This window comes from Pseudonocardia halophobica (assembly GCF_027922425.1).
Lineage (GTDB): Bacteria > Actinomycetota > Actinomycetes > Mycobacteriales > Pseudonocardiaceae > Pseudonocardia > Pseudonocardia halophobica.
In genome coordinates this window covers 70297-81181 of record NZ_BSFQ01000035.1, presented here as the reverse complement: position 1 = coordinate 81181, position 10885 = coordinate 70297, and the positions used below count along the sequence as shown (strand labels likewise).

Genomic DNA, 10885 nt, shown 5'->3' with positions numbered 1-10885 from the left:
GCCGCCGCGGAGCCGGCCCAGCTCGGCGGCGAGGTCGGCGCCGGAGGAGAGGGCGACGGCGTCGAGCAGGGCGACGAGCAGCGGCGCGGCCCGCGACCTGACGGCGGCGGCGCCGTCGTGCAGGGCGCGGGCCAGCCGGGGGTGCAGCCCGAGCCCGGCCATCCGCTCGCCGCGGGGTGTGGCGGCGCCGCCGGCGTCGACCGCACCGAGCGCCCGCAGCACCTCGCGCCCGGCCGCGAGCGGGCCATCCGGCGGGGTGTCCCACCAGCGCAGACCGGACCCGTCCGGGGTGCCCCAGACGGCGAGGTCGAGCGCGAGCCGGGTGAGGTCCGCGGTGCGGATCTCCGGCTCCGGGAAGGGGGCGAGCACCTGCCCCTCGGGCCAGCAGCGGTACGCCTCGCCCGGCGCCTCCCGGCCCGCCCGTCCCGCCCGCTGCTCGGCGACGGCCGCGGACTCCGGGATCGTCACCAGCCCGGCCAGGCCCCGGCGGTGGTCGACCCGCGGGACCCGCGCGAGCCCCGAGTCGACGACCGCGCGCACGCCCGGCACGGTCAGGCTCGACTCGGCGATCGAGGTCGCCAGGACCACCCGCCGCCCGTCGCCGCGCAGGGCCGCGTCCTGCTCCGCCGGCCGCAGCCGGCCGTGCAGCGGCAGCACCGGCACCCCGAGCCCGGTCAGCAGCCCGGCCAGCGCGGCCTCGGTCCGGCGGATCTCCGGCACGCCCGGCAGGAACGCGAGCACCGCGCCGTCCGTCCGGTCGAGGGCCGCGCGGACGCCGCGCGCCACGCACGCCTCGATCCGCTCGCCCCGCTGCGGCGGCAGGTGCCGGACGGCGACCGGGTGGGTGCGGGCCTCGACCTCCACCACGGGGGCCGGCTCGTCGGCCCCGAGCAGGGCCGCCAGGCGGCCGGCCGCGACCGTGGCCGAGGCCGCCAGCAGCGGCAGGTCCGGGCGGAGCCCCTCGCGCGCGTCGAGCAGGAGGGTGAGCAGCAGGTCGGCGTCGAGGTGCCGCTCGTGGCACTCGTCGAGCACCACGGCCCCGACGTCCGGGAGCTCGGGGTCGCGGGCCAGCCGGCGCAGCAGCAGCCCGGAGGTCACCACCTCGACGCGGGTGTCCGTCGAGGTGCGCGAGTCGCCGCGGACCGAGTAGCCGACCCGGCCGCCGACCTCCTCGCCGAGCAGGGCCGCCATCCGCCGGGCGGCGGCCCGGGTGGCCACGCGCCGGGGTTCGGCGACGACCACCCGCCCGTCGACCGCGTCGGCGAGGGCGAGCGGGACGAGGGTGGTCTTGCCGGTGCCCGGCGGCGCGACGAGCACGGCGGCGCCGTGGGCGGTGAGCGTGCCGGTGACCGCGGCGAGCGCCGCCCGGACGGGCAGGTCGGGGAGCGCGCCGGGATCGGCGACCAGGGCGGGCACGGTCCGCAGTGTGCCCGCCGGACCGGTGAGCGCGGGCGGCGGGCATGCGGACGAGCGGGGCGCGCAGGGCTGCGCGAGGGCCGGGTGCGCGGGCGCCCGCACACGCGGCGGGGCCGGAGGGGCCCGCCGGTCCGGGTGGGTCGGTCAGACCTCGGTGCCGCTGTCGGCGCGGCGCTGCGTGGTGGCCTCGACCGCGGCGCGGGCGCGGGCCAGGTTGCGGCCGACCAGGGCGAGGATGCCGACGGTGCCGCCGATGCTCAGCAGCACGGCCAGCGCACCTCCGGCGCCGCCGACCGCGGCCGCGACGATCACCATGATCAGGGCGACCACGGCGAAGACGGCGCGGGCGAGACGGACCTCGGCGGGCGCGGCGTGGCCGGCGCCGGCGGTGTTCTGGAAGCGGTGGTCGAGATCGGGGAACTGGCCGACCAGGCGACGCTCGAGCTCCTCGAGCTGCTGGCGTTCGGCATCGGTCAGGCGCGGGGGGCGGGACTCCGGGACGCTCACCCTTCCTGCATACCCCTGACGTGCGGATCCCGACACTCCAGGGGCGTCCGGTCCGTCACCCGTTCGGTGAACAGGCGTCCGCGCGGGGCGAGCGGCCCGGCTCTATCTTAACGAGCGTTCATCACATATCGTCGCGGCATGAGCACCGCTGCCGACTCGTCCCGGGTCGCGGACGCCGCGCGGAAGGTCGTGCAGGAGCACGACCCGACGAGCGTCCCGACGCGGGAGTTCCTCGCCGCCTGTTTCGACGCCGGCCTCTCCTGGGTCCACTTCCCCGAGGGCCTCGGCGGGCTCGGCGTCTCCCGTGGCCTGCAGTCCGTGGCCGACGGGATCCTGCAGGACGCGGGCGGGCCCGTCCCGTTCGCCCTGAACCCCATCGGCTACGGCATGGCCGCGCCGACCCTGCGTGAGCACGCCCGGACGGACGAGCTCAAGCGCGAGTGGCTGCGCCCGCTCGCGACCACCGAGAACATCTGGTGCCAGCTCTTCTCCGAGCCCGGTGCCGGCTCCGACCTGGCCGGGCTGGCCACCTCCGCCGTCCGGGACGGCGACGAGTGGGTGGTCAACGGGCAGAAGGTGTGGACCTCGCTGGCGCACCGGGCCCGCTGGGCGCTGCTGCTGGCCCGCACCGACCCGGACGCGCCCAAGCACAAGGGCCTCACCTACTTCGTCGTCGACATGCAGGGGCCGGGCGTGGAGACCCGGCCGCTGCGGCAGATGACCGGGCAGGCCGAGTTCAACGAGGTCTACCTGAACGACGCCCGCATCCCCGACGCCCACCGGCTCGGCGAGGTCGGCGACGGCTGGCGGGTCGCCATGACCACGCTGATGAACGAGCGCAGCTCGATCGGCGCGAGCGGCAGCCGGCGCGGCACCGGCACGATCGCCGACGCGGTGGCCCTGTGGGCCTCGCGGCCGGACCTGCACACCCCGGTCCTCGAGGACCGGCTGACGAAGCTCTGGCTGCGGGCCGAGGCCCAGCGGCTGACCTCCGAGCGCTCGCGCGCCACGGCGACGGTCGGCGGCCCGGGCCCGGAGGGCTCGGTGGGCAAGCTCGTGGGCGCCGAGCTGAACCAGCAGGTCTACGAGTTCTGCATGGACCTCCTCGGCCCCGAGGGGATCCTGTACGACGACTACACGATGCGGGACATGGAGCGCACGGACGACTGGCGCGGCCCGCTGCAGCAGCGCTTCCTGCGCTCGCGCGCCAACACCATCGAGGGCGGCACCTCCGAGGTGCTGCGCAACATCCTCGGCGAGCGGGTGCTGGGCCTGCCCGGTGACCTGCGCGCCGACGCCGGCAAGCCCTGGAAGGAGATCCCCCGTGGCTGACCAGCAGGAGACCCGGCCGTTCGTCTTCTCCGACGAGCAGCGGGAGCTGCGCACCGCGGTGCGGAAGTTCGCCGCGGACAACGCCGACGAGCAGACGGTCCGGCGGCTGATGGAGTCCGATCCCGGGTTCGACGCCAAGGCCTGGACGCGGCTGGGCTCCGAGCTCGGGGTACTGGGGCTGTCGGTGCCGGAGGAGCAGGGCGGGGTCGGCGGCACGCTCGTCGACCAGGCCGTCGCCGTCGAGGAGCTGGGCGCGACCCTGTACCCGGGGCCGGTGTTCGGCACCGTCGCGCTGGCCATCCCCGCGCTGGTCGCGGCCTCGGACGGCCCGGTGCGCTCGGAGCTGCTCGGCCCGCTCGTGGAGGGCACCCGGACCGCGGCGGTGGCCGTGGCCGACCGCGCGGGGGCGTTCGACCCCGCCGCGGTCACCGTGCGGGCCGCGCGGGCCGGCGACGACTGGGCGCTCTCCGGGACCGTCGAGCGGGTGGTCGACGCGGCCGCGGCGGACGACCTGCTGGTCGCCGCCACCGGCCCGGACGGCGTGGCGCTGTTCGCCGTCGACGCGACCGCCGGTGGGGTCGAGCGGACCCCGCTGACCACGCTCGACCTGACCCGCCGCCAGGCCACGTTGCGCTTCACCGACGCCCCGGCCCGGCTGCTCGCCGGCCCGGACGAGGCGGAGCGGGTGATCGGCCACGCCCTCGTGGTGGGCTCGGTGCTGCTCGCCGTCGAGCAGGTCGGCGCCTCGCAGCACCTGCTCGACCTCACGGTCGAGTACGCGAAGGGGCGGCTGCAGTTCGGCCGGCCGATCGGCTCGTTCCAGGCGGTGAAGCACCGGCTGGCGGACATGCTGGTCGACCTCGAGCACGCCCGCTCGGCGGCCTACCACGCGGTCTGGGCGCTCGGCGACGGCTCGGACGACCCGGCCCTGGCCGCGAGCATCGCGCAGGCGACCTGCTCCGAGGCCTTCTCGCGGATCGCCGCCGACACCATCCAGCTGCACGGCGGCATCGGCTTCACCTGGGAGTACCAGGCGCAGCTGTACTACAAGCGGGCGATCACCGACGCCGCCCTGCTGGGCAGCGCCGAGCAGCACCGGGCGCGGATCGCGCGGCTGGTGCTCGACACGGCGTCGGGCGACGGCGCCCCGTCGATCGCGACCGGCTGACCCACGCACGAACGAACGGCGCTCCCGCTGTGAAGTGAATGGACTGCAGCCGGGCTACGCGGTCTTGTCGAGGGTGACGCGGTAGCCGAGGTTGTGGAGTTGGCCGACGAGTCGGTCGCGTTGGCGGTCGGTGTTGCGGCGGGTGAAGTAGTCGCCGCCGAGGTCGGTGTAGTCGCGGTCATCGGCCAGCAGGTGCCAGCTGATGACCAGGATGGAGTGGGCGACGGCGATGGCGGCTTTCTTCTTCCCGATCCGGCGGGCGAGGCGCCAGAACTGGGCGGACAGGTAGGTGTCGCGGGTCCGCGCGGCGGCCCAGGCGCACTGGACGAGGATCTCGGTCAGCCACACGTCGCCGTGGGTGGTCTTGCCCGAGCCGCGTTTGCCGCCGGTGATGTTGTTGCCCGGGGCCAGGCCGGCCCAGGACGCCAGGTGCGCGGCGGTCGGGAAACGGGTCATGTCGACGCCGATCTCGGCGATGATGGTTTCGGCGGCCCGTTTCCCGACCCCGATGATGGTGTCGAGCCGGTCACGGGCCCGGACGAAAGGGACCCCGGGCTCGCTGTCCCGGTCGGGCCCGGTGTGGGTGGCGAACAGGGTGTCGACGCGGTCGTCGAGTTGGGCGATCGCCTGCTCCAGGGTGCGCGGTGTGTGCCAGCGACAGCCCGATCAGCAGGGCGTGGTGGTCGGTGAACCGGCCGCGCAGCGCCTTGCGTAGCGCGGGGATCTTCTTGCGGAGCTTGCCCTTGGCCAGCTCGGCGAGCACGTTCGGGTCGCGTTCACCGGTGACCAGGGCGGCCAGCATCGCCCGCCCCGAGACGCCCAGGACGTCGGAGGCGACCGAGTCGAGCTTGATCCCGGCGTCTTCGAGGGTCTTCTGGATGCGTTGACACTCGCTGGTGTGGTCCTGGATGAGCCGTTTGCGGTAGCGGGTCAGGTCCCGCAGCTGCCGGATCACCGGCGGCGGCACGAAACTGCCCCGCAGCAGCCCGTGCTCGAGCAGCTCGGCGAGCCACTCGGCGTCGAGCACATCGGTTTTGCGACCGGGCAGGATCTTCACGTGGTGGGCGTTGACCAACATCAACTCCCACCCCTGGCCCTGTCCCGCACGGTCTTCGAGGACGTACCAGATCGGCTTCCAGTACGACCCGGTCGCCTCCATCGCGATGGCGGTGACCCCTTCGGCGGCGAACCAGTCGGCCATCGCCTCCACCGAGGAGGTGAAGGAGGCGAACGTGCGGGTCTGCTTGCGCCGGCCCCGCCCCTCGGCGGCCGGAGTTCGCACGCAGGCGACCACCTCGTCCTTGCCGATGTCGATCCCCGCGCACCGCTCGATCAGCACGTCCACCGTCGGCCTCCCCGCCGTCCCCGGACAGATCCAGGCGGGGCCGGCGGGGCCAACCGATCAACGACGCTGTGAAGCGTGTACGAGATCAACAGTTCGAGGTGCCGGGAAGGCCCCAGGCGTCAGTCTCAGTACCGGGTTCGCACGCACCAAGCGCGAACGAGCACAGCCGACCCCCACCCCGATTCTCATCCCTCGAGGCGGCCCGGGGTAGGGCCATGACATCTCAGTTGGGTCTGAGCGGGAGCGCCGTTCGTGTGTTCCGGGGCCGGGTGTCAGGACACGATGACGTAGAGCCCGTAGCCGACGATCAGGGCGCTCGCGGCCAGGCACAGTCCCGCGACCGCGGTGCCGGCGGCCGGGCTCAGCCCGCGCCGCCCGGCGGTGGCCGGCTGGCTGCGGGCCGACAGCCCGACCAGGGCGAACGCGAGCAGCGCGATCACGGCGACCCCGACGACCAGCGACACGACGACGACGGTGCCGAGCGCTCCCCAGGCGATGTTCACGGGTTCCTCCCTCGGATCCGTACGGTCTCAGGCCGCCAGCCGCACCGGCGGCTCGGCCGGCTGCGGGGCGGGGACGTCGTTGACGTTCTCGGCGGTGACCGGCTTGCGCCGGGACGCCGCGTAGATCCCGGCGGCCACGGCGACGCCGACGACCGCGACCACGATCGTTCCGAGGGTGCCGCTCGATGCGACCCATGCCGCCGCCGCGCCGACGATCCCGGCCGCGGGCAGGGTGAGGACCCAGGCGATCGCCATCTGCCCGGCGACGCCCCAGCGCACCCCGGCGAGCCGGCGGCCGGCGCCCGCGCCGAAGATCGCGCCGGTGGCGACCTGGGTGGTGGACAGGGCGAAGCCCAGGTGCGAGGAGGTCAGGATGACGGCCGTCGAGGCGGTCTCGGCGGCGAAGCCCTGCGGCGACTCGATGTCGCTGACCCGCTTGCCGAGCGTCCGGATGATCCGCCAGCCGCCGAGGTACGTGCCGAGCGCGATCGCCAGGCCGGCCGAGGCGATCACCCAGAACGGCGGGCCCGAGTTCGGGGCCAGCACGCCCGCGGTGATCAGCGTCAGCGTGATCACGCCCATGGTCTTCTGCGCGTCGTTGGTGCCGTGCGCGAGCGCGACCATCGACGCGGACACGATCTGCCCGGTGCGGAAGCCCTTCGAGACCGTGTCACGCTCGGCGCGTGCGGTGACGCGGTAGCTGATGTAGGTCCCGATCAGGGCGACCAGCCCGGCCAGCACGGGGGAGATCAGCGCCGGGACGACGACCTTCGTGACGACCGTGCCGAAGTTGACGGCGCCGACACCGGCCGCGACCAGCGACGCGCCGATCAGCCCGCCGAACAGCGCGTGCGAGGAGCTCGACGGCATCCCCACCAGCCAGGTCACCAGGTTCCACACGATCGCGCCGACGAGGCCGGCGAAGATCACCACCGGAGTGATCTTGGATTCGTCGACCATCCCGCTGGAGATCGTCTTGGCGACCTCCACGGACAGGAACGCGCCGACCAGGTTGAGCACACCCGCCACGGCGACGGCGACCTTGGGCTTCAGGGCCCCGGTGGCGATGGACGTCGCCATCGCGTTCGCCGTGTCGTGGAAACCGTTGGTGAAGTCGAAGATCAACGCGGTGACCACGACCACGATGACGATGAGGGACAGATCCATGTCGCCGCCCGCTTCTGCAGAGGTATTGCCGGGCGAAACGGTAGGTTCACCGGGTGAACGGAGGGTGAACACAGGGCGAAGGTGAGATGCGGAGCGTGCGCGCTGTGTCACGCGCGACGACGAAACGACGTCACACCGTGCGGTTCCCGGGACTACTCCGTTCGGCCCTGTCGGGAACTACGTACAGACGCGGCGGAGGCGCGGGGGTGCAGTGGATCACCCACCACGGGTGGGCCGACCGACGTGCGGAGGACCCGATGGCCAGGATGATGATCGACTGTCGCACGATGCCGAGCGAGTCGGGCTGCAGCCTGACGATCGCGGGGGAGCCCGAGGAGGTGCTGCGCGCGGCCGTCATGCACGCGGTCGACGTGCACGGTCACACGGACGACGAGGAGCTCCGCGACGGGATCAGCGCCGGCATGGTCCCGGCCCCCGCGGACGTCGGCGCCGAGAGCTTCGTCCAGGTCGTCGACTTCACCAGCGACGACGTCGAGCGCTTCGAGGAGCTCGAGGCCGAGTGGCTCGAGGGGATCGGCGACGGCCGCACGGCCACCTGGTCGGTGATGGCCACCGACCGCGACGAGCCGGGCCGCTACTACCTGCTGGTCGGCTTCCCCGACTACGAGGCCGCGATGCGGAACTCCAAGCACCCGGCGACCCAGCAGATCGCCGAGAAGATGACCGCGATGGCGTCGAACGAGCCCACCTTCCGCAACCTCGACGCGAAGCGGGTCAAGAACTTCTGAGCCCGGACGCCCGGCCGGGACCCGTTCCGGGGCGACGGATCCCGGCCGGAGGAGCACCCTGGGGGCATGGTTGCCTCCATGCGTACCGCGGTGCTGCGGCGGGTCGGGGAGATCGTGCTGGAGGAGCGGCCGGTGCCGGAGCCCGGCCCGGGCGAGGTGCTGGTCCGGGTGGCGGCGGTGGGTGTGTGCGGCTCCGACGTCCACTACTACGAGCACGGCCGGATCGGCGACTTCGTGGTCGAGGCGCCGCTGGTGCTCGGGCACGAGCCGTCCGGCGAGGTCGTCGCGCTGGGGGAGGGGGTGACGCGGGTCGGGCGGGGCACGCGGGTGTCGATCGAGCCGGGCCGCCCGGACTTCACCTGCGCGCAGTGCCTCGCGGGCCGCTACAACCTGTGCCCGCGGATGGAGTTCTTCGCGACGCCGCCGGTCGACGGCGCCCTCGCCGAGTACGTCGTGGTCCACGAGGCCTTCGCCCATCCCGTCCCGGACTCGCTCGACGACGACCGGGCCGCGCTCCTCGAGCCCCTCTCGGTCGGCGTCTGGGCGGCGCGCAAGGGCGGAGTCGGGCCGGGGAGCCGGGTGCTGGTCAACGGCGCCGGCCCGATCGGGCTGGTCGCGGTCCAGGTCGCGGTGGCCGCCGGCGCGGCGAAGGTCGTGGTCGCCGACGTGAACGCGCACCGTCTCGAGGTGGCCGCCCGGCTGGGCGCGACGGCCACCGTCGACGTGTCGCAGTCGAAGCTCGACGGGCTCGAGCCCGAGGTGCTGCTGGAGTGCTCCGGCCATCCCGCCGCCACGCGCGCCGCGCTCGAGGTGCTGGCCCCGGCCGGCCGGGCGGTGCTGGTCGGCAGCGGCTCGGCGGACCTCGCGCTCCCGCTGGGTTCGTTGCAGCGCAGGGAGATCGAGCTGACCGCGACCTTCCGCTACGCCAACACCTGGCCGACCGCGATCGCGCTGGCCGCCTCCGGACGCGTCGATCTCGACGCCCTCGTGACGGGTCACTACGGGCTGGCGGACACGGAGGCGGCGCTCACGGCTCCGGGCCGTGACCGTACCGCGATCAAGTCGGTGATCCGTCCGGGCGACTGAGCTGCGAGAATGCCGGGCGTGGACGTGCGCACGCAGATCCTCGACGCCGCGGTCGAGTGCCTCGCCGCCACCGGGTTCGACGGCACGTCGCTCAGCGCCGTGGCCGGCCGGGCCGGCGTGTCGCGGCCCACGGTGTACCGGCACTTCGGCTCCCGCGAGCAGCTGGTGGAGGCGGCCCTGCTGCGGCTCTCGGAGCAGATCGTGGAGCGGATCTGGGAGAGCGCGCAGGGGGCGGGCTCGGCGGCCGAGCTGGTCGTCGAGACCACCCTGCGCGCCCGCTACGAGTTCCGGACCCAGCCGGCGCTGGCCCCGGTCGCCTTCCCGGACCGCTCGACGTTCGTCCTGGCCAGGGCCAGTCTCTCGGCCGAGGCGCTGGCCATGACCAAGCGGTTCCTCACCCCGGTGCTGCGGTTCCAGCCCGAGCTGGAGGCCGAGCTCGACGAGATCGCCGAGACCGTCATCCGGTTCCTGCTGTCCCTGGTGTGGTTCGACGGCGACGCCGCCGACGAGGACGCGCTGCGCGGCTACCTCCATCGCCGGCTGGTCCCGGCGCTCGGGATCCGGCCGGCCGACGACCCCGTCGCCGCCCGCGCGGGTCAGACCCGGCCGATGACCTCCGCCCCGTAGGCCTCGATCGTCGCCTCGCGGTCGTCGTGCATGGCGTAGATCGCGAACTGGTCGACGCCGAGCGAGGCCAGCTCGGCGAGCCGTTCGCGCTGCGCCGCGGGCGGCCCGAGCAGGCAGAACCGGTCGACGACCTCGTCGGGCACGAAGTCGGTGGACCGGTTCCCGGCCCGGCCGTGGTGGCTGTAGTCGTAGCCGGCGCGGCCCTTGATGTAGCCGGTGAGCTCGGCCGGCACCGCCGCGGAGGTCTCGCCGTAGCGGGTCACCAGGTCGGCGACGTGGTTGCCGACCATGCCGCCGAACCAGCGCGTCTGGTCCCGGGCGTGCGCAGTGGAATCGGCACTGCCGTCGGTCACGTACGCGGGCGCGGCCACGCACATGGTGATCGCGTCGGGATCGCGGCCCGCGTCGGCGGCGGCCGCCCGCACGGTCTTGATCGTCCACTCCACCAGGTACGGGTCGGCGAGCTGGAGCACGAACCCGTCGGCGCAGCGCCCGGCCAGCGCGAGCGCCTTGGGCCCGTACCCGGCGACCCAGACCGGCACGGCCGGCGCGCCCTCGCGGACCCACGGGATCCGCACCTCGGTGCCGCCGAGGTCGACGGCCCGCCCGGCGGTGAGCCCGCGGATGACCTCGATCGACGCCTCGAGCCGGGCCAGTGTGGTCGGCGGCCGGCCCTGCACGCGCATCGCCGAGTCGCCGCGCCCGATCCCGCAGACCGTGCGCGGGCCGAACATGTCGTCGAGCGTGGCGAACAGCGAGGCCAGCACCGTCCAGTCCCGGGTGCCCGGGTTGGTGACCATCGGCCCGACGACCAGCCGCGAGGTCCGCTCCAGGATCCGGCTGTAGATCACGAACGGCTCCTGCCAGAGCACGTGCGAGTCGAAGGTCCAGCCGTGGCCGAACCCGAGCCCCTCCGCCCGCGCCATGAGGTCGACGACCGTCGACGCGGGCGGGTCCGTCTGCAGCACCAGTCCGATGTCCACCG

At 74.2% G+C, this 10885-nt stretch carries 12 protein-coding genes; 5 read left to right on the top strand and 7 right to left on the bottom strand.

Annotated elements, in window-relative coordinates:
* Both PKE99_RS29360 and PKE99_RS29355 read right to left on the bottom strand, forming a co-directional pair.
* On the bottom strand, window positions 1-1416 hold a 1416-nt coding region (locus tag PKE99_RS29360; protein WP_271214938.1), incomplete at its 3' end, for a helicase-related protein.
* A gap of 144 nt (window positions 1417-1560) precedes the next feature.
* On the bottom strand, window positions 1561-1923 hold the full coding sequence (locus PKE99_RS29355; RefSeq protein WP_037050524.1) for a DUF3040 domain-containing protein: 363 nt from the start codon (window positions 1921-1923) through the stop codon (window positions 1561-1563).
* 138 nt (window positions 1924-2061) lie between these two features.
* Here PKE99_RS29355 and PKE99_RS29350 point away from each other — a divergent pair, with 138 nt between their 5' ends.
* The gene (locus PKE99_RS29350) at window positions 2062-3255 is read left to right on the top strand and encodes an acyl-CoA dehydrogenase family protein (RefSeq protein WP_037050526.1); all 1194 of its coding nucleotides are present in this window, start codon (window positions 2062-2064) and stop codon (window positions 3253-3255) included.
* Window positions 3248-4423, top strand: a complete 1176-nt coding sequence (locus PKE99_RS29345; protein ID WP_037050528.1) for an acyl-CoA dehydrogenase family protein — start codon at window positions 3248-3250, stop codon at window positions 4421-4423. Before PKE99_RS29350 ends, PKE99_RS29345 begins: the two co-directional genes overlap by 8 nt.
* Window positions 4424-4477: 54 nt before the next feature.
* Here PKE99_RS29345 and PKE99_RS29340 read toward each other — a convergent pair whose 3' ends face one another.
* The 4 genes from PKE99_RS29340 to PKE99_RS29325 all read right to left on the bottom strand — a co-directional run bounded on the left by PKE99_RS29340 (window position 4478) and on the right by PKE99_RS29325 (window position 7438).
* Window positions 4478-4891, bottom strand: a complete 414-nt coding sequence (locus tag PKE99_RS29340; RefSeq protein WP_231498360.1) for a transposase — start codon at window positions 4889-4891, stop codon at window positions 4478-4480.
* A 58-nt stretch (window positions 4892-4949) separates the two neighbouring features.
* Complete coding sequence (locus PKE99_RS29335; RefSeq protein WP_231498358.1) at window positions 4950-5768, bottom strand: IS110 family transposase; 819 nt, start codon at window positions 5766-5768, stop codon at window positions 4950-4952.
* Between the two features lie 272 nt (window positions 5769-6040).
* Window positions 6041-6271, bottom strand: coding sequence for a hypothetical protein (locus tag PKE99_RS29330; RefSeq protein ID WP_037051190.1), 231 nt, complete (start codon window positions 6269-6271; stop codon window positions 6041-6043).
* Between the two features lie 27 nt (window positions 6272-6298).
* The gene (locus PKE99_RS29325) at window positions 6299-7438 is read right to left on the bottom strand and encodes an inorganic phosphate transporter (RefSeq protein WP_037051187.1); all 1140 of its coding nucleotides are present in this window, start codon (window positions 7436-7438) and stop codon (window positions 6299-6301) included.
* 287 nt (window positions 7439-7725) lie between these two features.
* Here PKE99_RS29325 and PKE99_RS29320 point away from each other — a divergent pair, with 287 nt between their 5' ends.
* From PKE99_RS29320 to PKE99_RS29310, 3 genes are all read left to right on the top strand, one after another.
* Entirely contained in the window at window positions 7726-8187 is a 462-nt protein-coding gene (locus PKE99_RS29320) for a DUF1059 domain-containing protein (protein ID WP_231498374.1), read from the top strand.
* A 66-nt stretch (window positions 8188-8253) separates the two neighbouring features.
* The gene (locus tag PKE99_RS29315; RefSeq protein WP_037051185.1) at window positions 8254-9273 is read left to right on the top strand and encodes an NAD(P)-dependent alcohol dehydrogenase; all 1020 of its coding nucleotides are present in this window, start codon (window positions 8254-8256) and stop codon (window positions 9271-9273) included.
* Window positions 9274-9291: 18 nt separating this feature from the next.
* Window positions 9292-9900: a TetR/AcrR family transcriptional regulator gene (locus tag PKE99_RS29310; RefSeq protein ID WP_197040808.1), complete on the top strand. Its 609-nt coding sequence runs from the start codon at window positions 9292-9294 to the stop codon at window positions 9898-9900.
* On the opposite strand, the gene PKE99_RS29305 is transcribed toward PKE99_RS29310, so the two are convergent.
* Window positions 9870-10883 carry a TIGR03842 family LLM class F420-dependent oxidoreductase gene (locus tag PKE99_RS29305; RefSeq protein ID WP_037051182.1) on the bottom strand — a complete coding sequence of 338 codons (1014 nt, stop codon included), beginning with the start codon at window positions 10881-10883 and terminating at the stop codon, window positions 9870-9872. The two genes, PKE99_RS29310 and PKE99_RS29305, sit on opposite strands and share 31 nt — an antisense overlap.
* Between the last annotated feature and the right edge of the window lie 2 nt (window positions 10884-10885).

Bases quoted from the DNA above. Each gene is read 5' to 3' on its own strand.
- PKE99_RS29350 (WP_037050526.1), top strand. From the start codon at position 2,062: ATGAGCACCGCTGCCGACTCGTCCCGGGTCGCGGACGCCGCGCGGAAG.
- PKE99_RS29325 (WP_037051187.1), bottom strand. From the start codon at position 7,438: ATGGATCTGTCCCTCATCGTCATCGTGGTCGTGGTCACCGCGTTGATC.
- PKE99_RS29320 (WP_231498374.1), top strand. From the start codon at position 7,726: ATGCCGAGCGAGTCGGGCTGCAGCCTGACGATCGCGGGGGAGCCCGAG.
- PKE99_RS29315 (WP_037051185.1), top strand. From the start codon at position 8,254: ATGGTTGCCTCCATGCGTACCGCGGTGCTGCGGCGGGTCGGGGAGATC.